Origin of the sequence: Yoonia vestfoldensis DSM 16212, from assembly GCF_000382265.1 — a bacterium.
Taxonomy (GTDB): Bacteria; Pseudomonadota; Alphaproteobacteria; order Rhodobacterales; family Rhodobacteraceae; genus Yoonia; species Yoonia vestfoldensis.
Genome location: NZ_KB907982.1, coordinates 15,712 through 39,654, shown reverse-complemented (window position 1 = coordinate 39,654; position 23,943 = coordinate 15,712). Strand labels below are relative to the sequence as shown.

25 protein-coding genes are annotated in these 23,943 nt (G+C 62.0%); 6 read left to right on the top strand and 19 right to left on the bottom strand.

The features are described 5' to 3' along the window. Position 1: 1 nt before the first annotated feature. From H147_RS0111365 to H147_RS0111350, 4 genes are read right to left on the bottom strand one after another with little or no spacing between them, the layout of a single operon-like run. Positions 2 to 1,039 (bottom strand): ABC transporter ATP-binding protein, encoded by a 1,038-nt coding sequence (locus H147_RS0111365; RefSeq protein WP_019955494.1) that lies wholly within the window; start codon positions 1,037 to 1,039, stop codon positions 2 to 4. Beyond that, positions 1,036 to 1,806 (bottom strand): ABC transporter permease, encoded by a 771-nt coding sequence (locus tag H147_RS0111360; protein ID WP_019955493.1) that lies wholly within the window; start codon positions 1,804 to 1,806, stop codon positions 1,036 to 1,038. The genes H147_RS0111365 and H147_RS0111360 overlap by 4 nt, the downstream gene beginning before the upstream one ends. After that, positions 1,803 to 2,654 (bottom strand): ABC transporter permease, encoded by an 852-nt coding sequence (locus H147_RS0111355; protein WP_019955492.1) that lies wholly within the window; start codon positions 2,652 to 2,654, stop codon positions 1,803 to 1,805. The genes H147_RS0111360 and H147_RS0111355 overlap by 4 nt, the downstream gene beginning before the upstream one ends. After that, entirely contained in the window at positions 2,654 to 3,709 is a 1,056-nt protein-coding gene (locus H147_RS0111350; protein ID WP_019955491.1) for an extracellular solute-binding protein, read from the bottom strand. Before H147_RS0111350 ends, H147_RS0111355 begins: the two co-directional genes overlap by 1 nt. 126 nt (positions 3,710 to 3,835) lie before the next feature. Here H147_RS0111350 and H147_RS0111345 point away from each other — a divergent pair, with 126 nt between their 5' ends. After that, a complete protein-coding gene (locus H147_RS0111345) occupies positions 3,836 to 4,453 on the top strand; it encodes a TetR/AcrR family transcriptional regulator (protein ID WP_019955490.1) in 618 nt (205 codons plus the stop codon). Here H147_RS0111345 and H147_RS0111340 read toward each other — a convergent pair. The 5 genes from H147_RS0111340 to H147_RS0111320 form a co-directional block, all read right to left on the bottom strand. Further along, entirely contained in the window at positions 4,446 to 5,219 is a 774-nt protein-coding gene (locus H147_RS0111340) for a beta-keto acid cleavage family enzyme (RefSeq protein WP_019955489.1), read from the bottom strand. The two genes, H147_RS0111345 and H147_RS0111340, sit on opposite strands and share 8 nt — an antisense overlap. Beyond that, positions 5,216 to 6,544 (bottom strand): aspartate aminotransferase family protein, encoded by a 1,329-nt coding sequence (locus H147_RS0111335; protein WP_019955488.1) that lies wholly within the window; start codon positions 6,542 to 6,544, stop codon positions 5,216 to 5,218. Before H147_RS0111335 ends, H147_RS0111340 begins: the two co-directional genes overlap by 4 nt. 2 nt (positions 6,545 to 6,546) lie before the next feature. Beyond that, a complete protein-coding gene (locus tag H147_RS0111330) occupies positions 6,547 to 6,972 on the bottom strand; it encodes a universal stress protein (protein ID WP_019955487.1) in 426 nt (141 codons plus the stop codon). A gap of 10 nt (positions 6,973 to 6,982) precedes the next feature. After that, the gene (locus tag H147_RS0111325) at positions 6,983 to 9,625 is read right to left on the bottom strand and encodes a TRAP transporter permease (RefSeq protein ID WP_019955486.1); all 2,643 of its coding nucleotides are present in this window, start codon (positions 9,623 to 9,625) and stop codon (positions 6,983 to 6,985) included. A gap of 96 nt (positions 9,626 to 9,721) precedes the next feature. Then, complete coding sequence (locus H147_RS0111320; protein ID WP_019955485.1) at positions 9,722 to 10,687, bottom strand: TAXI family TRAP transporter solute-binding subunit; 966 nt, start codon at positions 10,685 to 10,687, stop codon at positions 9,722 to 9,724. Positions 10,688 to 10,881: 194 nt separating this feature from the next. Here H147_RS0111320 and H147_RS0111315 point away from each other — a divergent pair, with 194 nt between their 5' ends. After that, positions 10,882 to 11,742, top strand: a complete 861-nt coding sequence (locus H147_RS0111315) for an SDR family oxidoreductase (protein WP_019955484.1) — start codon at positions 10,882 to 10,884, stop codon at positions 11,740 to 11,742. Here the strand turns inward: H147_RS0111315 and H147_RS0111310 are convergent. Then, complete coding sequence (locus tag H147_RS0111310; RefSeq protein WP_019955483.1) at positions 11,708 to 12,364, bottom strand: androgen-induced gene 1 family protein; 657 nt, start codon at positions 12,362 to 12,364, stop codon at positions 11,708 to 11,710. The genes H147_RS0111315 and H147_RS0111310 overlap by 35 nt on opposite strands. A 129-nt stretch (positions 12,365 to 12,493) precedes the next feature. Here H147_RS0111310 and H147_RS0111305 point away from each other — a divergent pair, with 129 nt between their 5' ends. Further along, a complete protein-coding gene (locus tag H147_RS0111305; protein WP_019955482.1) occupies positions 12,494 to 13,306 on the top strand; it encodes an ion transporter in 813 nt (270 codons plus the stop codon). Positions 13,307 to 13,416: 110 nt separating this feature from the next. Continuing rightward, on the top strand, positions 13,417 to 13,848 hold the full coding sequence (locus H147_RS0111300) for a hypothetical protein (protein ID WP_162561666.1): 432 nt from the start codon (positions 13,417 to 13,419) through the stop codon (positions 13,846 to 13,848). On the opposite strand, the gene H147_RS0111295 is transcribed toward H147_RS0111300, so the two are convergent. The 7 genes from H147_RS0111295 to H147_RS0111265 all read right to left on the bottom strand — a co-directional run bounded on the left by H147_RS0111295 (position 13,826) and on the right by H147_RS0111265 (position 20,557). Further along, positions 13,826 to 15,238 carry a methyl-accepting chemotaxis protein gene (locus tag H147_RS0111295; RefSeq protein WP_019955480.1) on the bottom strand — a complete coding sequence of 471 codons (1,413 nt, stop codon included), beginning with the start codon at positions 15,236 to 15,238 and terminating at the stop codon, positions 13,826 to 13,828. The genes H147_RS0111300 and H147_RS0111295 overlap by 23 nt on opposite strands. 79 nt (positions 15,239 to 15,317) lie before the next feature. Then, a complete protein-coding gene (gene dxs / locus H147_RS0111290) occupies positions 15,318 to 17,231 on the bottom strand; it encodes a 1-deoxy-D-xylulose-5-phosphate synthase (RefSeq protein ID WP_019955479.1) in 1,914 nt (637 codons plus the stop codon). A gap of 11 nt (positions 17,232 to 17,242) precedes the next feature. Then, complete coding sequence (locus tag H147_RS0111285; protein ID WP_019955478.1) at positions 17,243 to 18,127, bottom strand: polyprenyl synthetase family protein; 885 nt, start codon at positions 18,125 to 18,127, stop codon at positions 17,243 to 17,245. After that, a complete protein-coding gene (locus H147_RS0111280; RefSeq protein WP_019955477.1) occupies positions 18,120 to 18,353 on the bottom strand; it encodes an exodeoxyribonuclease VII small subunit in 234 nt (77 codons plus the stop codon). Before H147_RS0111280 ends, H147_RS0111285 begins: the two co-directional genes overlap by 8 nt. Beyond that, positions 18,350 to 19,273, bottom strand: a complete 924-nt coding sequence (locus tag H147_RS0111275) for a histone deacetylase family protein (protein ID WP_019955476.1) — start codon at positions 19,271 to 19,273, stop codon at positions 18,350 to 18,352. Before H147_RS0111275 ends, H147_RS0111280 begins: the two co-directional genes overlap by 4 nt. A gap of 82 nt (positions 19,274 to 19,355) precedes the next feature. After that, a complete protein-coding gene (locus H147_RS0111270) occupies positions 19,356 to 20,054 on the bottom strand; it encodes a response regulator (protein WP_019955475.1) in 699 nt (232 codons plus the stop codon). Continuing rightward, the gene (locus H147_RS0111265) at positions 20,051 to 20,557 is read right to left on the bottom strand and encodes a MarR family winged helix-turn-helix transcriptional regulator (RefSeq protein WP_026352442.1); all 507 of its coding nucleotides are present in this window, start codon (positions 20,555 to 20,557) and stop codon (positions 20,051 to 20,053) included. Before H147_RS0111265 ends, H147_RS0111270 begins: the two co-directional genes overlap by 4 nt. A gap of 144 nt (positions 20,558 to 20,701) precedes the next feature. On the opposite strand from H147_RS0111265, the gene H147_RS0111260 reads away from it, so the two are divergent. Continuing rightward, positions 20,702 to 21,571, top strand: a complete 870-nt coding sequence (locus H147_RS0111260; RefSeq protein ID WP_019955473.1) for a branched-chain amino acid aminotransferase — start codon at positions 20,702 to 20,704, stop codon at positions 21,569 to 21,571. 42 nt (positions 21,572 to 21,613) lie between these two features. Here the strand turns inward: H147_RS0111260 and H147_RS0111255 are convergent, their stop codons facing one another. Together H147_RS0111255 and H147_RS0111250 are read right to left on the bottom strand one after the other, a co-directional pair. Further along, positions 21,614 to 21,811, bottom strand: a complete 198-nt coding sequence (locus H147_RS0111255) for a hypothetical protein (RefSeq protein ID WP_110570965.1) — start codon at positions 21,809 to 21,811, stop codon at positions 21,614 to 21,616. Positions 21,812 to 21,885: 74 nt separating this feature from the next. Beyond that, a complete protein-coding gene (locus H147_RS0111250) occupies positions 21,886 to 22,806 on the bottom strand; it encodes a DMT family transporter (RefSeq protein ID WP_019955471.1) in 921 nt (306 codons plus the stop codon). Between the two features lie 115 nt (positions 22,807 to 22,921). On the opposite strand from H147_RS0111250, the gene H147_RS0111245 reads away from it, so the two are divergent. Next, a complete protein-coding gene (locus H147_RS0111245) occupies positions 22,922 to 23,941 on the top strand; it encodes a fatty acid desaturase (protein WP_019955470.1) in 1,020 nt (339 codons plus the stop codon). Positions 23,942 to 23,943 lie beyond the last annotated feature (2 nt).

The window sequence follows — 23,943 nt, the reverse complement described above, 5'->3', positions numbered from 1 at the left end:
GTCATTCCTTTGCAAACACGCTGATCGTATCGGCGCTGGCCGACAGATCGAGCCTGTCACCCACGCCGGGGACGTGGCCGGGCGGCAGATGCGCGATCAGCACCAGATCGGGGGCGGCATCGGGGATCAGATGCGCGCGCACATGCGTGCCGAAAAACGCGGCATCGCGCACGCGGGCCGCACCCAGCGCAATCTGCGCGCCATCTGTGCCAATCGCCTCTGGCCGGATGCAGACAACAGCAGGGCCTTGCGCCTGACCGCTGGCGGGCAAGGTGCCAAAGGGCGTTTCAACACCCACCGGTGTCACCTGCGCGGGGATATGGTTGATCTCGCCCATGAAATCGGCAGCAAAAAGGCTGGTTGGTTGGCGATAGATGCGGGCAGGCGGTCCCTGATCCTCGATCCGGCCTGCGTTCATCACGACGATCCGGTCGGCGATGGCCATCGCTTCTTCCTGATCATGGGTGACATGGACAAAGGTCGTGCCGACCTGCCGCTGGATCGCTTTGAGTTCATCCTGCATGCTGCGCCGCAGTTTCAGGTCCAGCGCGCCAAGCGGTTCATCCAGCAACAACACATCGGGTTCCACCGCCAGCGCCCGCGCCAGCGCCACCCGCTGCCGTTGCCCGCCAGACAGTTCATGCGGCCGCTTGCCCGCTGCATCGGCCAGCCCGACCAGCGCCAGCTGCGCCTCGGCCTTTTTGTGCCGCGCCGCTTTGCCCATGCCCGCCATACGCAGGCCAAAGCCCACATTGTCGCGCAAGGACATATGCGGGAACAGGGCGTAGTCCTGAAACATCGTGGTCGTAGGTCGCTTGGCGGGGGCGACATGGGTCATGTCACGGCCACCGATGGTCACGACCCCTTGGCTTGGCGCGATGAACCCGCCCAGCACCGACAAGAGCGTGGTCTTGCCACAGCCCGACGGCCCCAGCAGCGCCACATATTCGCCCGCCTCAATCGCAAGGTCGATATCGCGCAAGGCGTGGTAGGTGCCGAACCAATGGTTCAGGCCGGACAGGATCACTGGGGCGGTCATTTGCGTTTCCGTAGGATCAAAAGTTCCAAAAGCAGCACGAAAGCGACCGAGATCAAAAACACGAGGCTGCCAATCGCATTCAGCCGCGGCGACAGGCCCGACCGCAGCAGCGACCAGATTTCCACGGGCAGGGTCACATCAAAACGGGTCAGCAGGAAGGCGATGATGAATTCATCCCAGCTAAAGGTCATCGACAGAAAGAAAGCCGCACCAATCGCAGGCGCCAGCATCGGCACCGTGACCAGCAGGATCACCCGCGCCTCGGTCGCGCCCAGATCGCGCGCAGCGCGTTCGGCGTTCTGTTGTTGCGCCCCCATCGCGGCATAGATGATGGCAAAGGCCAGAGGCAGGTTGATGACGACATGCCCGATCCCCGCCGTGACCAGCGACAGCCCGAACCCCGTCTGCGTCAGCACGATCAAGAGGCCCAGCCCCACGATCAGGTAACTGACCGTCAGCGGCGCGATCAGCAGCCCGCGCACCAGCGCCGACCCCGGCAGGTGATGCCGCGCAAGGCCGTAAGCCGCCAGAAAGCCAAGCGTCACTGCGATGGTCGAGGACACGAACGCCACCCCCACCGAATTGACCAGCGCCGCCATCAGGCGGGCATCGCCCAGCACGTCGCCATACCAGCGCAAACTGGGTCCGTTGAACGGCGGCACAGGCAAGCGCCCGTCCTGAAACGAAAACAGCACCAGCGTGCCGACCGGCAGGTAGATGAACACGAAGGCAGCAGCCAGATAGACCCAGGGCAAGACGCGCATCATAGCCGGTCCAGCCTCAGCCAGCGCGCGGCTGCCAGATAGGCCAGCGTCACGATCCCCATCAGCACAATCGCCAATGCCGCCGCCAGCGGGAAATCCGCACGGCGCCCCAGTTGCACCATGATGACCTGCGGCACGGTCAGTTCGGTATTGCCGCCCAAGATCTGCGGCGTCACGTAATCGCCGATGCACAGCACAAAGGTCAGAAACGCCCCTGTCACGATCCCGGGCAAGGTCAGCGGCAGGATCACATGGCGGAAGGTCTGGAATGCGTTCGCCCCCAGATCCTGCGCGGCGCGGCGATAATTGGGCGAGAGTTGCACAAGATTGGCATAGATCGTCAGCGTCAGCAGCATGACGAAGAAATGCACGAACCCCGTCACCGTGGCGAAACGTGTATTGGCCAGCGTCAGCGGTTCAGCGATCAACCCGATAGTCATCAGCGTCTGGTTCACCACGCCTTCGCGCGCCAGAACCAGCAGCCACGCATAGGACCGCACGACATAGGACGTCCAGAATGGCAGGATTGCCAGCAAAAGCGCCAGCCTTTGCCAGCGCGCAGGCACGTTGAAGGCAATGATCCACGCCAAAGGATAGGCCAGCAGGACCGAGACCACCGTCACCGTCACGGTAATTTCGAGCGAGACGACGATGGCGCGCCACAGGAAACGCCGTTCCGCCAGACTGGCGTAATTGTCGAATGACACCCCCCAGATCAGATTGCGGCCGTCCAGGGTGGCAAGACTCATCGCGCCCATCACGATGAAAGGCACGATAAAGAACGCCAGCGTCCAGATCAGGGCCGGGGCGACAAAGCCCCAGCCTTTTGCGCGCTGGCCCGTGGCGATCATTACTGCGCCAATGTGTCGAGCCAGAGATCCTGCATCGCGACATCCAGCGCATCATCAGGGGCCGGATAAAGCTGGGTGCGCGCCAGATAATCGGGCTGGTCGTCCCAGCGCAGCACGGCTTTCTGCTCGTCACTCAGAAAATCACCAGCGGCGGCGTTCGCGGGCATGCCCCAGAAGCAGGACGAGGTCGCCAGCCGCGCCTGCCCTTCGGGGCTGACGATATATTTGACGAATTCCAGCGCCAGTTCGGGGTTCGCACTGCCCTCGACCACGCCAAGCGACTGGGTCCAGCGCACGGCGCCTTCGGACGGAATCGTCCAGGTCAGTTCCGGCTGTTCGGCGGCCAGCACGGCGGTCAGCCATTCACCGCCACCCACGACGATATCCACCTCGCCCGTGGCCAATGCTGTCTGGGCCGCGACGACACCCGCGACGCTTGCCGCGCGCGACCGCATCGTTGTCATCACACCGCCCAGCGCATCCAGATTGTCGGCGCTGATATCGGCGGTGGCGATCCCTTCGCTCAGCGCAGCAAGGCCCATGACGGGCAGGTAGTAATCATAGATCGAAATGCGCCCGTCGTATTTTTCCGACCAGACCGTCGCCAGCGTTTCCATATCCGCGGGATCGACGTTGGCCGAATTGTAGGAAATCGTGTTGTAGCCGAATTTCTCGGTCACGGCATAGGTCACACCGTCGATTGTGTTGACTTCATCCATCACAACCTCGGGAAAGAAATCGGCGGTGGGCAGTTCATCGGCGGGCAGCGGGGCGAGGATGCCAGCTTCGACCGCGCGGAACACGTCGATCCCGTCGATTACCAGCACATCCCAATCACCGGGGCGGGATTGTTCCAGAAGGGCAAGCGCCGCCCCCGTCCCCTCGTATTCGCGCAGGTTGACGGTGACGTTATGCGCGGCCTCGAACGGGGCGATCAGTTCGGGGTCCATGTGGTCGCACCAGACCAGCGCGTTCAGTTGGTCCTGTGCGGCAGCGGCGCCCGCGACGCTGGTCAGAACGGTCGTGGCAAGCAGGGTCGAAGTCAGTCGGTTCATGTGCATTCTCCCGGTTGAGATGATGTTGGTCCGCTTTTCGCGTTTGTCTTGATAAAAAAGTTGAAGTCATTCATCTTTATAGTCAACATTAATTTTAGACCTGACCGAATGGCTGACAGGAACCCCATGTCCGGATTGCGCGAAAAACAGAAAGCCGATCGCGAACGGCGCATTTTGCAGGCAGCGGTGACCAAGTTTCGGGCAGACGGTTATCGCGCCGTCCGTATCGAAGATCTGGCCGAGATGGCCGAAGTGTCCGTGGGCACGGTCTATAACTACTATCAGACCAAGGGCGATATCCTGATCGCCACTGTCGCCATGGAAGTCGAAGAGGTGCTGACCGCAGGCGAGCAGATCCTGCGCGATCCGCCGCACGGGGTGTCGGCGGCGCTGCTGACCCTGATCTTTTCCTACTACGATCATTCGCTGGAATATCTGTCCAAGGAAATGTGGCGCACCGCGATGGCCCTTGCGATCGAGGCACCGGGCACGCCGAACGGGCGGCGCTATTTCGAACTGGACCAACGGCTTGCCGCGCAGGTCACCGAACTGGTGATCGCCCTGCAAGACCGTGGCGATGTGCGCCCCGATCTGGATGCGCGGGCCATGGGCACGCTTTTGTTCAACAATCTGAACCAGATGTTTCTGGAATTCGTGCGCAATGATGCGATGACGCTCAAGGCGCTGCGCGATCAGGTCGCAGCACAGACCCGCCCCATCGCCCAACTGATCGCGGTCAGCTGATCGCGTGCACCACATCCGCGACACGCGCCGCGTTGCCTGTGGCCTGCGTCCCGTCGGCCATCGTCAGGTTGTTTTCAAATCCCACCCGCAGCTTGCCACCAAAGGCATGCGCGGCTTTCAGGCAGGCCGTCTCGTTCCGGCCAAAGGCGCAGATGCCCCAATCGGGCGCAAGACCAGCATCCTGCGCCGCTGCCAGAAACGGCAGCAGATCATCCGGCGCGCTGACCTGCCCCGGCGTATAGCGCCCCAGCACATACAGCACGCACAGGTCATCCTGCGGGATGGTGCCTGCCGCGATTTCATCCGCCAGCCGCTGCACCTGTGCGGTGTCATAGAGGATATGCTGCACGGCCACGCCTGCCGCCGCCAGATCGTGATAGCAGCGCCGCGCGGCGGCGCGGTCATCATCGGCCAGCATTTCGGCAAGTGCAATCGACACGCCTTCGGGTGTGATCCGGCGCAGCAAGGCGCGCTGATCGGCGGGGGTGAAACTGCCCGCCGCCTCGGTCGTGATCTGTACGGGCATGTCGGGCACGGCCTGCGCCATTTCCGCGATCAGTTCGGCATAGAGCCCTGCATCGAGCACATGCCTGCCCGCCGCATCGCGCACATGGGCGTGCAGCGCGCCTGCACCAGCCGCATGGCAGGCACGCGCGGTGTCCACGGTTTCGGCAATCGTGACAGGCAAGGCGGGATGATCCGCCTTGCCACGCCGCGCGCCGTTGGGGGCGACCATGATCTGCGGCAAAGGCAACAGGCGCGTCATGCGGCCAGTGCGCTGTCGATGGCCTGCCCCAGCTTGTCGGTCAATTCCCCGATCTGGTCGTCGCTGATGATGAAGGGCGGGGCGAGCAGGATGTGATCGCCCCGCTGCCCGTCGATCGTGCCGCCCATCGGATAGCAGATCAGCCCCGCCTTCATCGCCGCCGCCTTGATCTTGGCGTGTAGTTTGCGGGCGGGGTCGAACACCGCCTTGGTTTCACGGTCGGCCACCAGTTCCAGCCCGCGAAACAGCCCGCGCCCGCGGATATCGCCGATATGCGGATGCTGGCCGAACCGCGCGCGCAAGGCGGCATCCAGCGTCTCGCCCGCCTGTTGCACACGTGGCAGCAACCCGCGGTCACGGATCGCGCGCAGCACGGCACCGGCCCCAACGGCGGCCATGGCGTGGCCCATATAGGTATGACCATGCTGGAAAAACCCCGACCCAGCGGCAATGGCATCGTAAATCCGCCCTGTGCAGATCAGCGCGCCGATCGGCTGGTAGCCGGCCCCCAAGCCCTTGGCCACGGTAATCATGTCGGGGGCGACGCCATCCTCGGCGCAGGCATATAGATGGCCGGTCCTGCCCATGCCGCACATCACCTCGTCCAGAATAAGCAGCACGCCATGGCGGTCGCAGATGTCGCGGATACGGTTGAGATACCCTGGCACGGCAGGCACAGCGCCCATCGTCGCCCCCACGACAGGTTCAGCGACAAAGGCCATGACCGTTTCAGAGCCAAGACGCTGGATTTCAGCCTCCAGCTCATCCGCGACACGCAAACCGTAAGCCTCTGGCGTTTCCCCGTCCATCCGGTCGCGGTATTCATAGCAGGGCGCGATATGGCTGGTGTCGGCCAGCAAAGGCGCGAATTGCGCGCGCCGCCATGCATTGCCACCCGCCGCCAGCGCGCCCAGCGTATTGCCGTGATAGCTTTGCCGCCGCGCAATGACACGGTGGCGCTGCGGCTGGCCGATTTCCATGAAATACTGGCGGGCAAGCTTGATCGCCGCCTCCACCGCCTCTGACCCGCCGGAAACGAGGTAAACGCGGTCCAACCCTTCAGGCGCATCGGCGATCAGCAGATCGGCAAGGTCCTCGGCGACCCCCGTGGTGAAAAATCCGGTGTGGGCAAAGGCGATCTTGTCCAACTGGTCATGCAACGCCGCGCGCACATCCGCATCGGAATGCCCAAGGCAGGACACGGCCGCACCCCCCGATCCGTCGAGATAGCGTTTGCCGTCCGCGTCGATGATATAGCAACCGTCACCTGCGACAGCCTGCGCAAGCTGGCCCTTGGTGGCGCGACCGAAAACGTGGTGGGACAAGGTCAGCTCCTGACGACATAGACCGAACAATTGGCGTGGCGGACGACGCGCGCGGCATTCGGGCCCAGCAGGTAATCGCGGAACGCAGGCCGGTGCGACCCCATGACGATGACATCGACCGCCAGCTTTTTCGCCGCCCGCAGGATTTCATCATAGATCGTACCGTGCAGGATATGCGGATGCACATCGACGCTGTCGGGAATGTTGTTGTTGATCCAGTCCGTCAGTGCCTTGCCAAATGCGGCAATCGCCTGCTTTTCGTAATCTTTCTTGAAATAACCGCTGACCTGCGCCAGCCCGAAGTCAGGCAGCACGCTGATGACATGCAGAACGCCGTCATTGCCGACCATCAACAGTGCCTCTCGGAGCGCGGCGGGCCAGCTTTCCTTGTCGTTCAGATCAATGGGCATCAGGACGGATTTGGTCATCGGATCATCCTCAGAATGCGGGTTTGGTCTGGCGGCGGCGCTGGAACAGAATAACGAGGCCGAGCAGCAGGAACGCGGGGAGATAGAATACCTCTGCCGGCAGCCGGTCGCGCGGGGTTTCCACGCGCAGGATTTCCACTTGATCCAGCCCATAGAAATCAAAACTGCGCAACGTGTCGGCATAGGGGCTGTTCGGCAGCGGTTCTTCCATCATCATCTGCTCGCCAATCGGCATCAGGAAAAAGCCGGTCTCGCCCAGCCGCTGTTCGGGCGGCGTGTCACCGATGTCAAAGCGCAGCGTTGTTTGCCGCAGATCACCCGTCGCGAAATCAGGCCCTTGCAGGACGATGCGAAAGAAATCGCCCTGTTCGGTTTCGGCAAGCACCGTCTCGAAACTGGTGCCGGGCAGTTCGGCAAAGCGGGGCTGGACACGGTCGAGCCAGAAATTAGGCACGAAGAGCGTAAAGGCAACGGCCAGCAACGCCGCCGATTCCCACAGCCGCGAAGGCGCAAGGAAATAGCCTTGGGTCGCGGCAGCGAACAGCAGCATGGCGAACGTCGCCACAATGAACACCTGGACGGCCACCAGAATGCCCGTCGCCGTCCCCAGATCGACCCCGTACAGGATGAGCGTCGGGTTATAGACGAACAGGAACGGCAAGGCGACTGTGCGCAGACTATAGAAAAACGCAGTGAAACCGGTCTTGATCGGGTCACCCCCCGACACGGCGGCGGCGGCGAAACTTGCCAGACCGACGGGCGGCGTGACATCGGCCATGATCCCGAAATAGAACACGAACAAATGCGCCGCGATCAGCGGGATGATCAGGCCCTGATCCGCCCCAAGGCTGACGACGACCCCCGCCATCAGCGACGACACGACGATGTAATTCGCCGTCGTCGGCAGGCCGAGGCCCAGCACCAGCGAAAACACCCCCACCAGCAGAAGCATGATGAACAGGTTGCCGCCTGACAGCATCTCGACCAGACCGGCAAGTTCGGTGCCGATGGGCGTGCGCGTCACGGTCGCGACGATGATACCGGCGGCACCCGTGGCTACAGCGATGCCGATCATGTTGCGTGACCCTGCGATCATGCCTTCGATCAGGTCATCGAAACCAGCCCTGAACTGCGCGCCAAGATCGCTTTGCCCGCGCATCAGCGCCTTGATCGGCTTTTGCGTCAGCAGGATCGCGAGCATCACAAGAACGGCGTAGAATGCCGATTTCGCTGGCGATTGCCGTTCGACCATCAGGAACCACACCAGCACAATGATCGGCAGCAGGAAATGCAATCCGGTCGGCACGACCTGTCCCATCACCGGCAACGTGACCTGTTCGGCATTGGGATCGTCGACCTCAAGCTCTGGTCGTTGAGCCGCGACGTAAAGCGCCCCCACATAGAGCGCCGCGACACAGGCGAAGATCACCCATGGCGCGATACCCGGCGCCACGCTCCGCAACACGCCTACCGCCCAGATGACGCCGTAAAACACGACACCCGCCACCGTGAACCCGACGAAAACCTTGAGCAGCATGGCCAGCAGACTGCCGCCTTCGCCCAGCGCGGGCATGTCATTTTTCAACGCCTCCAGATGCACGATATAGACCAGCGCAATATAGCTGATGATCGCGGGGATGAAGGCGTGCTTGATGACTTCCAGATAGGAAATCCCGATGAATTCGACCATCAGGAACGCAGCCGCGCCCATCACAGGCGGCATGATCTGGCCGTTGACAGAGGATGCAACCTCGACCGCACCGGCCTTTTCACTGGAAAAGCCGACCCGCTTCATCAGCGGAATCGTGAAGGTGCCGGTGGTGACCACATTGGCGATGGACGAGCCGGAAATCAGGCCTGTCGCGGCAGAGCCGACGACAGCCGCCTTGGCCGGACCGCCGCGCAGGTGTCCCAACCCCGCGAAAGCCATCTTGATGAAATAATTGCCCGCGCCTGCCTTGTCCAAAAGCGATCCAAACAGCACGAACAGGAACACGAAGGCGGTAGAGACACCCAGCGGGATGCCGAACACGCCTTCGGTCGACAGCCATTGCGTGTTGACGATGGACGAAAAGCTGCGCCCGTTGTGGGCGATCAGGTCGGGGATCAGCCAACCCTGGCCGAAGTAGCTGTAGGCAAGGAAAATCGTCGCGACGACGGTCAAGGCGGGACCAAGCGACCGGCGACTGGCCTCGAGCAGGACAAGAATACCGACGGCACCGATCCAGATCTGCGCATCTGTCGGCAGACCAGACCGTGCGGTGGTGGCAAGCTCTCGCGAGAACCAGAAGACGTAAAGCGCGGCCCCGGCCCCGATGATCGCCAGCACCCAGTCATAAAGTGGGATATGGTCGCGCGGCGATGTCTTGGCAGCCGGATAGGCCAGAAACGCCAGCGAAAGAGCAAGCGCAAGGTGCATGGGCCGGGTCTGGTCGGACCCCAGAATCTTGACGAAAGGCAATTGCCCGAACCAGAACTGCGGTTCCGCGATCCAGACCTGAAACAGCGCCCAGAACAGGGCCAATCCGGCGATCAGCAGCGCCACGCCTCGGCTGCGGGGGTTGCGCGCACCACTGTCGGTAGAGGCAACGAGATCCTGCAATTCCTCGTCAGTGAACCCGCGCCGATCCGAAGCCTGTTTCTCGTCGCTCATGCCGGACCCCTTGTCATTCTTCTTTGTCAAAGCGCCAGATCGGCACATAGGCAAGATACCCGACGACCGTCACAGGCCGGCGGGTAAAATACCGGATTACTCCAGCAGACCAGCTTCGCGGTAATAGCGCGCAGCGCCCTCGTGCAGGGGTGCGGAATTGCCGTCATTGACCATCTCGGACGCTTGAAGCGCGGCCAATGCAGGGTGCAGTTCGCGGAACTGATCCAGGCTTCCAAAGACTGCCTCGGTAACCTCGTAGACGATATCATCAGGCACGGTTGCAGAGGTGACGAATGTCGCCCCCACACCAAAGGTGGTCACATCGGCATCGGTCCCGCGGTACATCCCACCGGGAATGGTCGCAACGCGGTAATAGGGGTTGTCAGCGATCAGCGCGTCAATCGCCTCGCCAGTGACGTTGACCAGCACGGTGTCGCAGGCGGTCGTCGCCTCCTGAATGGCGCCGGATGGGTGGCCCACGGTATAGATCATCGCGTCGATGTTGTTGTCGCACAATGCTGCGGCCTGCTCTGCTGGCGGCAATTCGGACGCCACAGCGAAATCGTCAAGGGTCCAGCCCAGCGCGTTCATCACGACATCCATCGTGCCGCGCTGACCGGAACCGGGGTTGCCGATGTTCACGCGCTTGCCTTGCAGGTCCTCGAAATTGGTGATGCCTGCGTCGGCGCGGGCCACCACGGTGAACGGTTCGGGATGCAACGAGAACACGGCGCGCAGGTCGTCGAAGGCACCGGTTTCCTCGAATTGCGAGGTACCGTTGAACGCATGGAACTGCCAGTCGGACTGCGCCACGCCGAATTCCAGCGCGCCTTCGCGGATCGCGTTGATGTTGAAGATCGACCCACCTGTCGATTCCACACCACAGCGGATGCCGTGGTCGGCACGGTCACGATTCACAAGGCGGCAGATCGCGCCCCCGGCGGGATAATAGACGCCCGTCACACCGCCGGTTCCGATGGAAATGAAAGTATCCTGCGCCTGCACCGCTCCACCCGTCATCACAACGGCGGCGGCGGCCGCGGCCATCCAGTTCTTGTTCATAACCTTCTCCTTTTTTGGTCTGACAGCTGCCTCATGGCAGCCTAATGTTCCGGCATCAGCGTATTGTTTAGCGTCCGGGTCGGCTTTATTGGAACAGATATCCTGATTTTGTCAAATCGTTAACTAAACTTTACGGAGCGGCGACCGCCGTCAGAGGGCCTTGCGCAAGGCCGCGCACTGCGGCACCAAGCCTTATGACCAAGACGCTTTTATCATTCGGACACGGCTTCAGCGCGGATGCGCTGGCTCGGCTGTTGCTCGCACAAAACTGGCGGATCATCGGTACGACACGGTCGGATGCCAAGGCCGCGCGTTTGCTGCGCGCCGGGATCGAGCCGCGCATCTGGCCCGGTGCGGATATGCGTCCGGCGCTTGATACCGCGACCCATCTGTTGATCTCGGCCGCGCCCGATGACAACGGCGACCCGGTGCTGGCCGCATTGCAGGACGAAATCACAGCCCGCGCGGGTCAATTCGCATGGGTCGGCTATCTGTCCACAACCGGGGTATACGGCGACCATCAGGGCGATTGGGTCGATGAAAACACGCCCCTGACACCCGCCACGAAACGCGGCATCGCGCGGGTCGAGGCCGAGGCGGCTTGGGCTGCGATCCCCGATCTGCCGCTGCATATCTTTCGCTTGGCGGGGATCTATGGGCCCGGGCGCGGCCCTTTCGCCAAGGTGCGCGACGGCAGCGCGCGACGAATCATCAAGCCGGGGCAGGTGTTCAGCCGCACCCATGTTGCCGATATCGCCCAAGTGCTGGCCGCGTCGATCGCGCGGCCAAACCCCGGCGGCATCTACAACGTCTGCGACGACGACCCCGCCCCGCCCGAGGATGTGATCGGCTATGCTGCCGAACTGCTGGGCCTGCCGCTGCCCCCGACCGAGGATTTCGCGACCGCCGACATGACGCCCATGGCGCGCAGCTTTTACGCCGAAAGCAAGAAGGTCCGCAACGACCGGATCAAGGACGAACTGGGCGTGCGGCTGATCTATCCCGACTACCGCGCAGGCCTCAGGGCGCTACTGGCGCAGGAAGACGACGCCTGACGATCAGCGCGATACCCGCATAGACGAACAGCAGCACCAGCCCCGTGGCCAGATTTGTCGCGTAAAACACCATTCGTTCTGACACTTCCAGATTGTTCAGGAACGGGTAAGGCAAGCCTGACGTGACACGGCCGACAGGGGTATCGTTCATCGGTCCGACCAGCAATTCGGCCCATGCGACATAAGCAACGATCACCCCGACAAGCCAGGCAAGCGCCGGACCCAACCGCCGATAGCTGCGATGGATGAAGATCGTGTCGATGACCTGCAACAGCGGGCCGACCAGATGCAGGTAAAGTTCGAGATGCCAGGCCGCCAACTGCCCGTCGGGCGTCACCGATGTGGGATCAGCAAAGAAAAGCCGCCAGTACAGCATCACCACCATCGTGTTGATCACGGCGGTCATGCACACGAAACCGTCCCAGCGGCTTTCGCTGCGTCCTTCCATCAGCGCCATCATCCGGCTCGCGGCGAAAAACGACATGAACAGCGCCCAGATCGTCAGAAACCGGAACGGCCCGCCAAAGGCATCATAGCCCCCGAAAACCAGCGTGCGGATGCAATACCCCGCGGCCAGCAGGAAAACGACCCAGCGGTAGAAGGAAACGATGGTCATGGTCATGCTTGTCCTGTGTCAGCCGTCACGTTTGTCATAAATTCGGACCGCTGCAATCCCCGAGACCCGCAGCGCCCCTTGCCGTTTTACGCCATAACACGCATATCCGGGCAAGATTTGATCAGGGATAGACCGATGACGTTGCGTACCAGAACATCCGCCTTTCTTGACCGGCCGGTCGTGACGCAGTTCATCGTTGGCGTGATCATCTTCAACGCGATCATCCTCGGCCTTGAAACCTCGGACACCGCGATGGCGCGGGCCGGCGGGTTGATCCTGCTGCTTGACCGGATCTGTCTTGCGATCTTTGTTGCCGAACTTGCGGCCAAGCTGTTTGCCTACGGACCTCGGTTCTTCCGAGGGGGCTGGAACATCTTCGACTTCGTCATTGTGGGCATATCGCTGTTGCCCGGCAGTGGCGGGCTTTCGGTGCTGCGCGCGCTGCGGATCCTGCGGGTGCTGCGCGTCATTTCGGTGGTGCCGTCGCTGCGCCGCGTGGTCGAAGGATTCGTCACCGCCCTGCCCGGCATGGGGTCGGTGTTCCTGCTGATGGGGCTGGTGTTCTACATCGGGTCGGTGATGGCGACAAAACTGTTCGGCGACAGCTTTCCCGAATGGTTCGGCACGCTGGGCGCGTCGGGCTATTCGCTGTTCCAGATCATGACGCTGGAAAGCTGGTCGATGGGCATCGTCCGTCCGGTGATGGAGGTGTACCCCTACGCCTGGGCCTTTTTCATCCCCTTCATCATGATGACGACCTTTGCGGTGGTGAACCTGCTGGTCGGTCTGATCGTCAATTCCATGCAGGACGCCCATGCCGAGGAAGGCAATGCCGCCACAGATGCCTATCGCGACGAAGTGCTGAGCAAGCTCGCCGCGATTGAGAAACGGCTGGACGAGGTGAGTGGTACGGCAGGTGCTGCTAAATCCGAACAACAAAAAGACTGACCGGCCTATCCGTCACGGCGGCGACTGAAATCAGGTGACCCTGGCCGCCGGTACGTTAAGCTGGCCCCGCCGAAACGAGAGAGCACACCGGGGCGACGACACGCGCCCGATTGATACTGGCCGGTCTGGTCGTGGCCTTGGCGTTGGGTCTCTCGCTGGTCGCAGTGGTCTATTTGTTGCTGTTTTTGTTTCTGGTTGTGGCAGTCAACGATTATGACTGGTGGACCGCTCCCTATACCTGGTTCCTGATCTGTCTGGCTTTCGCGCCTGTCTATGCCAGCGTCAAAGCCGCAAAAATCCGCCGTCTGGCTGCCAACAACCACCGGAATGCCTGGAAAGGGATCGCGGCCATGGCGCCAGTCGTTGCGAATTTCGGCTATCGGTCCAGCATGTTTGCCATCCATGGGGCGTTGCCAGTTATTGTGACCGGTCCTCTGGTTCTGGCGCTCGCGATCATCGCGGGGTTTGGTGGTTTCATCCTTTTCGACAGATACGCGCCAGACGGCAACACAGGCGCGCTCAGGCGAGATACGCCAACCTGATGCCGCCCCAGTGGCGGCCGTTGACCTTGATCGGGGCGGACACATCCTTCATCATCGCGAAGGTACCGTTGCCCATGTCGCGGCGGTACGCCTGCAACAAAAACGGGCGGGTGCTGCGGCCAGCGGCCAGTCCGACGCGATCATTGAAAATGCGCCGGTTGCGGCAATTGGCAGCGTTCCATGCGGGATCTTCGATCCGTTGCGGCTGGCTGAACTTGGTGTTGTGCGTCGGCAGATAGCCGTCAGTATTGACCGCGGCACAGAACACGACATCGTCTGAAAACCCCAGCATCTGTTCCTGAAACGCTGGCAGCACCCTGTCGGTAAAACGCACACAGCGGGCCACCACCTGTGCTGGATTGCTGCCGGGAACAGGCCGGTAATCCTGGTCAAAGAGATCGGCAAACGATATTTCACCGCTTTGCACGGCCTGCTCGAAACGTGCGCTGATCTGCTCCGCCAGTTGCTGCACGGCATTGATGTAAGGCGTGTCGATGGTTTTCAGACCCATCCGCGCTGTCATCGCGGTCAGCGCCTCGGAACTGTGGGTCAGGTCGAGCATTTTTTGCCGCGCATTGTCGAGGCTTTTGTCGGATGCCGCCATCCCGCCAGCCAAACCGTCGATCCCGAATTTCATCTGCTCGATCTCGGTGGCGATGCTGGTCGAGGCACCGACGATGTCGCGCTGCGCGGATGACACAGCGCCCATCACGCGTGGCATGTTTTCGACAAGGCTGCTGACGTCGCCGATCTGGGTGCGCACCACGCCAGCGCGTGTCAGCGCGCGCGAGGTTTCGTCGCGCAGCCCCGCCAGTTCGCGATCAAGCGCTGCAATCGTGCCAGAGATTTCCTCGGTCGCGTCGCGCGTGGTCTGCGAGAGGTCCTTCACCTCGCGCGCGAGCACCATGAAGCCAAGCCCGTGTGACCCCGCGCGCGCGGCTTCGATAGCAGCGTTCAGCGACAAAAGGTTCGTCTGGCGCGAAATCTCGCCGATTTCGCCGGACACGCGCGCCACACTGGTCAATGTGTCCTGCAGGCGGCTGAACTGATCGGCGATATGGGTCACTGTATCGATCAAGGCCGTCACATCCGCCACCATCGCATGCAGGCGCGTGCCGCTTTCCTGTGCGCTGGCTTCGGCTTGGGAGGAAATATCCTGCGCGGCCTCTGCCGAGGTCATGACAGATTGCGCCCTGCCGGATATGTGATCGACACGCTGCGCGAATTCGACACCCCTGCGCGACTGGTCGGCGACCTGTTTGGCCGTGTCGTCGACATGCCCCGACACGCTGGCGATATCGATCGAAAGATCCCCCAAGCGCCGCGCAAGGTCGGCCATCAGCCCATCGTCGATGTCGTGCATGGACGTGTCCGGCTGCAAGTCTTTCATGTCTGATTCCCATCCTGTCCGTGACCAACCTAGTCACAGACAGCCAAGGATTCATTAAGAAGGGACCGCCGTGGTCGGATCAGGCGCGTTTGCCCATGCGCACCACGCCCAGCACATCCAGCACCTTGGCCTCGATATGCGCGGCATTCATCCCCGCGACATCATACATCGCCTTGGGGCTGGCTTGATCGATGAAGGTATCTGGCAGGACCATCGACCGGAACCGCAGGCCGTGGTCGAACACGCCTTCATCCGCCAGCAATTGCGCGACATGGCTGCCAAAACCGCCAACGGCGCCTTCCTCGACGGTGATCAGCGCGTCGTGATCCGCCGCCAGTTGCAAGATCAGGTCGCGGTCGAGCGGTTTGGCGAAACGCGCATCGGCGACGGTCGGCTTGATGCCCTTGGCCTCCAGCGCCTCGCAGGCGCGCGTCACCTCGGACAGGCGTGTGCCGAACGACAGGATGGCGACCTGCGCGCCTTCGCGGATCATGCGGCCTTTGCCGATCTCGAGCGGGGCGGCGTCTTCGGGGATTTCAACGCCCTCACCTTCACCGCGCGGAAAGCGAAAGGCGATAGGGCCGTCATCATGCACGGCGGCGGTCGCAACCATACGGACCAGTTCCGCCTCGTCCGCGGCGGCCATGACGACGAAGCCGGGCAGATTGGCCAGAAAGGCCACATCGAACGACCCCGCATGGGTCGCACCATCCGCACCCACCAGCCCTGCGCGGTCGATCGCGAAACGCACCGGCAGACGCTGAATCGCCACATCATGCACGACCTGATCATACCCGCGTTGCAGAAACGTCGAATAGATCGCACAGAACGGGCGCATCCCGCCCGCGGCCAGTCCTGCACTGAAGGTCACGGCATGCTGTTCGGCGATACCCACGTCAAAACAACGGCTGGCATAGCGTTCCATGAATTTGGACAGACCAGTGCCATCGGGCATGGCGGCAGTCACGGCACAGATGCGCGGATCAAGGCTCGCATGTTTCAGCAGGCTGTCGGCAAAAACGGATGTATAGCTGGGCGCATTGATGGGCGCTTTCGCCTGCTTGCCCGTGACCATGTCGAATTTCGCGGTGGCGTGCCCCTTGTCGCTGGCGCGTTCGGCGGGTGCATAGCCCTTGCCTTTTTTCGTGATCGCATGGATCAGGATCGGGCCATCGGCCCGCGCCTTGACGGTGCGCAAAACGGACAAAAGCTGGTCCATGTCATGCCCGTCGATAGGGCCGAGATAGGAAAAACCCAACTGTTCGAACAAAGTCCCGCCCACCGTCATATGCTTGAGCACATCCTTGGCGCGCTTGGCCCCTTCGCGGAACGGTTCGGGCAGCAGCGAAACGGCACCCTTGGCGGCGGCCTTGAATTCCTGAAACGGCGCACCTGCGTAAAGCTGCGACAGATAGGACGACATGGCCCCCACGGGCGGGGCGATAGACATTTCATTGTCGTTGAGGATGACGATGAGCCGCTTGCCCAGATGGCCCGCGTTGTTCATCGCCTCATAGGCCATACCGGCCGAAATCGCGCCATCCCCGATGATGGCAATCGCATCGCCCGGATCGCCACCCAGATCCCGCGCCACGGCAAAACCAAGGGCGGCCGAAATCGAGGTGCTGGAATGCGCGGCCCCGAACGGGTCATAGGGGCTTTCGGACCTTTTGGTGAACCCCGACAACCCGCCTTCGGTCCGGATTGTGCGGATGCGGTCGCGCCGGCCTGTCAAAATCTTGTGGGGATAGGACTGGTGCGACACATCCCAGATGATCTTGTCCTTGGGCGCATCGAATACGGCATGCAGCGCCACGGTCATCTCCACCACGCCAAGCCCCGCCCCCAGATGCCCGCCTGTCACGGACACGGCGGCAATCGTCTCGGCGCGCAATTCATCGGCCAGCTTGCGTAACTGCGCATCCGACAGGGATTTCAGATCGGCGGGGGTCTGGACATTGTCCAAAAGCGGGGTGTTGGGTTGGTCCGACATGGCGACCCTTCCTAATGCGCCCGCGCGGTCACAAAACGCGCGGCGTCCTTCAATGTTTCGGCATCATCGCCATAGCCAGATAGCGCATCGCAGGCCTGCGTGACCAGATCCTCAGCGCGGCGTTTCGCCCCATCCAGCCCCAGAAGCGACACGAATGTCGCCTTGCCCGCCGCCGCATCCTTGCCCAGGGCCTTGCCGACAAGCGCGGCGTCGCCGGTCACGTCGAGCACATCATCGGCGATCTGGAAGGCAAGGCCCAGACAATCGCCATAAATGCCCAAGGCGGCCTGATCCGCGCGTGCCATGCGCGGCCCGACAAGGGCGGCCCATGACATCAACGCGCCAGTCTTACCCGCCTGCAAGGCGATGATCTGGTCCAGCGTCAGCGGCACATCCGCCGTTTCCGCCGCGATATCCGCCGCCTGCCCGCCCACCATGCCACGCACGCCCGCCGCCTGCGCCAGGGTCAGCACCAGATCGACCTTGGCTGCCTCCGCGCAATCGAGCCTCCCCAAGAGTTCAAACGCCAGCGCCTGCAAGGCATCCCCCGCCAGCACGGCGGTCGCCTCGTCCCAGCGTTTGTGCACCGTGGGCTGGCCACGCCGCAGGTCGTCGTCATCCATGCAGGGCAGATCGTCATGGATCAGCGAATAGGCGTGAATGCATTCGATCGCCGCCGCCGCATGGGCCGCAACCTGCGGCGAGACTCCGTGCAGACGGGCCGTCTCGATCGCAAGAAAGGCGCGCAAACCCTTGCCGCCCTTTGCCGCATAGATCATTGCCTCCGGCACGGGGCCAGAAAGGCCCGTCAGGCCGGTCTCTATCGTCTCCGTCGCGATCCGGGCGGCCTGCGCCAGGGCGTCAGGCAGCGGTCGCCGGGCAAGCAGATCAGCCATCCAAAGGCGCTGTGCCGGTGGGCTGGCCAGTCTCGCCAAGCGTGATGCGGGCGACCTTTTCTTCGGCTTCCTTCAGCTTGGCCTCGCAGCGGGCCTTCAGCGCCGCGCCACGCTCATAAAGCGCGATGGACTGGTCGAGGGCCACATCCCCACGCTCCAGCTGGCCCACGACGGTTTCCAGCTCCTTGATCGCGTCCTCGAAACTCATCTGGTCAACGTCGGTCATCGGCCTCTTTCCTCCAAAATCCTGACATGGGCGGCAGCGGATGCGCCCAGCGCCGGCAGGTCATACCCGCCTTCCAGCGCCGACACCACCCTGCCGTGGCAATGCCTGTCCGCCAGATCGCACAACCGCGCGGTGACCCAAGCGAAATCCGCTTCGGTCAACGCCAGCCCTGCCAGCGGATCATCGCGGTGCGCATCGAACCCTGCCGAGATCAGGATCAGCTCGGGCGCAAAGGCATCGACGCGCGGCAGCACGACACGCTCCATCACATCGCGAAACGTCTTTGACCCGGTGCCTTCGCGCAAAGGCACGTTCAGCACATTGCCAACCCCGGTTTCATGCGCGGCCCCCGTGCCGGGATAAAGCGGCGATTGGTGGGTGGAACAGAACAGGATGCGCGGATCATCCTCGACCAGATCCTGCGTGCCATTGCCGTGATGCACGTCGAAATCGACGATGGCGACACGGGCCAGCCCGTGATGGTCCAGCGCATGTTTCGCTCCGATGGCGACATTGCCGAAAAAACAGAACCCCATCGCCGTCTCGCGTTCGGCATGATGACCCGGCGGGCGCATGGCGGCAAAGGCATTCGCGGCCTGGCCCGCCATGACCAGATCGACCGCGCGCACGACTGCCCCCGCCGCGCGGTAGGCCGCCGCCAGCGTGCCGGGCGACATATGCGTATCGGCATCAAGCGCGCGCCAACCTGTCTGAGGCGCAGCGGCGCGCAAGGCATCAAGATGCGCCTGCGGATGCGCGCGCAGCAGATCATCCTCTGCCGCCAACGGAGCCTTGACGCGCAAAAGATCCATGTCCGCAAGCGCACCCAACACGGCATCCAGCCTCGCCACCTGCTCGGGGTGGCCGGGGGGCGTCACATGGCCATAGCCATCATCATGAAAGATCAGAGCAGTTGTCATGCCCACACAGAACCCAATTCCATGCGAAACCTCAACCACCTTCTTATTTCCCAAAATACTCCCGCCGGAGGCCAGAAAGTTCTTACTCCGGTGCCAGCATATAGCCTTCGCCGCGCACAGTTTGCAGGAACCGCGGCTGTTTGGGGTCGGTCTCGATCTTGCGGCGCAGACGGGTGATCTGCACATCGACCGCGCGTTCCTGTGTCTGGCCGCCGGACCGGCTCAATTCCTCGACCAGCTTGGTGCGGGTGACAGGCTCACCCGGACGGCCAGAGAAGATGCGCATCAGCTGGCTTTCGGTCGCGGTCAGACGGACAAGGTTTTCGCCGTGCCACATCTCGCCGCGTTCGATATCATAGCGGACAGGCCCCATATGCAGCACCTTGGGCAGGATCGTGACAGGTTCGGCGGCGGGGACACGGCGCAGGATCGCGTTGATGCGCAACAGCAGCTCCTTTGGCTCGAACGGCTTGACCAGATAATCATCCGCCCCTGCCTCCAGCCCAGTGATGCGATCCACGGTTTCGCCCTTGGCCGTCAGCAGCATGATCGGCGTCGTGATGGTCCGGCGCAAGTCACGGCAGAGCGCTATCCCGTCTTCACCCGACATCATCACGTCGAGCACGATCAGATCGAATTCCAGACCCGCCAGCACGCGACGGGCATGGGCGGCATCGCGCGCGGTGGTCACAAGGAATCCGGCCCGCATCAGGAATTTCTGCAAAAGGCTGCGGATGCGGGCATCATCATCTACAATCAACAGGTGGGCATCGTCACTCATTCAGGTTTGTCCTTCATCGCCTCGTAATGCTGGCGCGCCTCGGGGTCCATCATCGCTTCCAGCACCTGTCTGAAGCCGACGACGGCGGCAGGGCCTGCCGCGCGGTAGGCGGCACGCATCCGGTCCCTCTGGGCGTCGGACAATTCGCGTTCCAGTGCCGCACCGGCGGGTGTCAGATGCAGATGCCGTTCGCGTTTGTCCTTGTTGCCAACACTGCTGACGACCAGACCGTCCTCTATCAGACTGCGCAAGACACGATTAAGCGATTGTTTCGTAACACCAAGTATGGACAACAGGTTGTTGACGGTGGTGCCGGGGCTGCGATGGATGAAATGCAGCGCGCGGTGATGGGCACGGCCATAGGATTTCTGCGCAAGGATACGATCCGGGTCTGCGGTAAAGCCGCGGTAGGCGAAGAACATCGCCTCGATCCCCTTGCGCAACTGTTCATCCGTCAGGAACAGCAGGTTTTGCCCCATCTGGGGCCTCGCACCTTCTGGCATACTGTCCTCCCTCGTTACGACGCCGACAATACGTCAGCTTTATTGACATTCCAAGAATCAACTGTTAGCGATCTCGCGAAATTGCGCAACATTATATCCGAAACGGACCTTGTTGCGACATTATTGCAAAGTGTGGAGGAACGCATGGCGGGTGCATACGACGATCGGGACGGCAAGATCTGGCTGGACGGCAAACTTGTGGAATGGCGCGATGCCAAGGTGCATATCCTGACCCATGCAATGCATTATGCCTCTTCGGTCTTTGAAGGCGAACGGTGCTACAGCGGCAAGATCTTCAAATCCCGCGAACATTCCGAACGGCTGATCAAGTCCGGGCAGTTGATCGATTTCCAGATCCCCTACTCCGTGGACGAGATCGAAGCGGCGAAGCAAGCCGCACTCGACGCGAACGGACTGAAAGACGCCTATGTCCGCCCCATCGCATGGCGTGGATCGGGTGAGGACATGGGTGTCGCTGCCGCGCGCAACCCCGTGCATCTGGCCGTGGCCGTCTGGGAATGGGGCAACTATTACGGCGACGCGAAAAACCGCGGTGCCAAGCTCGACATCGCGAAATGGAAACGTCCCAGCCCCGAAACCGCGCCCAGCCAGGCCAAGGCGGCGGGTCTCTACATGATCGCCACCATGTCCAAGCACGCGGCAGAGGCGAAAGGCTGTTCTGACGCGATGATGTTCGACTATCGCGGCTATGTGGCAGAGGCGACAGGTGCCAACCTGTTCTTCGTCAAGGATGGTGAAGTGCATACGCCTGCGGCCGATGCTTTCCTGAACGGGATTACCCGCCAGACCGTGATCGGCATGCTGCGCGACAAGGGGATCACCGTGCATGAACGCGTGATCATGCCCGAAGAACTGGAAGGTTTCCAGCAATGCTGGCTGACCGGCACCGCGGCAGAGGTCACGCCAGTGGGCCAGATCGGCGACTACAATTTCGAGGTCGGCGCGCTGACCAGAGACATCGCGGCGGATTACGAAAAGCTGGTCCGCGCTTAAGCGGACAGGGCAAAGGGCGCCGAACGGCGCCCTTTTTGACGTCTAGCGCTGCCAGACGGGCGTTTCTTCCTCGCGGGCGATCCGCACGAATTCGGCGGCGCGGCGCGCGGGCTTGTGGCTGCGTGGCCGCTTTTGCAGGTCAAGGCTTGCGCGGCGCGGCAAGGCATCCTTTTTCATGCCGATGGCACGTTGCAATTCGCTGTCAGACCCTGATTGAGCGCGATCAAGTGGATGTTTCATGGAATCCTCCTCTTTGCTGCGGACCCTGACCATAGCACAGATGCGGGCTTTGTTCGCGCTCTTTCTGACCAGCCTCAACTGCCCATGTTTCCCGTCGCCTTGCGCTGCTGCGCGCGTTGCAGCCCCAGCTTGCGTTCGCGCCAGATGATCAGCACGCCCGCAAGGATGACGATGCCCGCCCCGATGAGCATCGTGCCGGTCGGCACTTCGTCAAAGATGAAATAGCCGATGGCCAGCGCCAGGATCATCGAGGTATAATCGAATGGCGCGACCAGTGAGGCATCGGCGAAACGATAGCTGGAAGTCAGGAAAATCTGGCCGACGCCGCCAAGCAGCCCCGCCATCACCAAAAGCGCGGCAATCGTCCAGGTCGGGACCACCCAGCCCCAGGGAATCGTCAAGAGCGCCAGCAAGGACGACGTGACGGTGAACCACAGCACGATGGCCGCCGTCGTTTCCGTGGCGACCAGTTTGCGCACGAAAACCTGCGCCAATGCCGTCAGCACGGCCCCCATCAGGACGACGATCGCACCCAGGGTTTCGGTCGTGTTCAGCGAAGCGCCCACCGACAGGCGCGGCGACAGCACGACCAGCACGCCGACCATGCCCAGCGCCACGGCGGACAAACGGAAGGCACGCACATCCTCGTTCAGGAACATCGCGGCAAAGATGACCACCAGCAGCGGGGCGGCATAGCCGATCGCCGTGACCTCGGGCAGCGGCAACAGGCCAAGGCCCGCAAAGCCCAGACCCATCGCCGAGGTCCCGACCAGCCCGCGCCAGAAATGTCCCATCGGGTTCTTGGTTTTCCAGCCATGCCGCAATTCACCGCGCAGCGCGAGCCAGCCAAAGATGATCGGCAAGGCAAAGAAAGACCGAAAGAAAACCGCTTGTCCGGGCGGCACCGTATCGGAGGACGCCTTGATCAGCCCCGCCATCGCCATGAACATGCAGACGGACACGACCTTGAAGACAATTCCCTTGAGCGGCTGCATGGTGTTCCCCTTTTCGGTGCGACACTATGGCGGCATCTGGTCACAATGAAGCCCTTTTCGCTTGCTAATCGCACCCGCTAGGGTACCGCTTACGAAACGGCACAAGAAGAACAGTATGATCAGACCAAACGACCAGACCACCAACATGACCGCGCGCGACTGGGTTCAGATACTTGCGCAGTACCGCGAACCGAGCAATTGGCGCAGCAGCTTTGAATTGGGTGTCAGCCTGATCCCGTTCATCCTGCTATGGGTGCTTGCCGTTTGGGTATCGCAGTTCAGCTATATCGGTGCTTTCTTGATCTCGGCGCTGAACGGCCTGTTCCTGCTGCGGCTGTTCTGCATCCAGCATGATTGCGGGCATGGCTCGTTCTTAGGCAACCGCAATGTCAGCGACTGGATCGGGCGCGCCTTGGGCGTCGTCACGTTGACACCCTACGACGTCTGGCGGCGCACCCATTCGATCCACCATAGCCATGCGGGCGATCTGGACCAGCGCGGGATCGGTGACGTGATGACCCTCACGGTCGAGGAATATCACCAGCGCACGCCCTTCGGCCGTTTCATGTATCGCGCGTACCGACATCCGCTGGTGATGTTCGGCCTTGGGCCGACCTATATCTTCTTCCTGCAAAACCGTGTCCCGCTTGGCCGGATGCAGCGCGAAAGCAAATATTGGGTCAGCGCGATGGGCACCAATCTTGCCGTCGCCGCTATCCTTGCCGCGATCGTCTATGTCGGTGGGTTTGCGGCGCTGTTTCTTGTGTTCCTGCCCACGACACTGATCGCAGCATCCATCGGGGTCTGGCTGTTCTACGTCCAGCACCAGTTCGAGACGACGCATTGGGACGCCGCCGAAGACTGGAAACTGCACGATGCAGCCCTGCACGGCAGTTCACATTACGACCTGCCCCCGATCCTGCGCTGGTTCACCGCCAATATCGGCATTCACCATGTGCATCACCTGTACAGCCGCATCCCGTTCTACCGTTTGACCGAGGTGCTGCGCGACCATCAGGATCTGGTCGAATGCAGCCGCATGACCCTGCTGCAAAGCCTCAAATGCGCAAGCCTTGATCTCTGGGATGAAAAATCACGGCGGCTGGTGTCTTTTGCCGCCGCACGCCGTGCCTGACC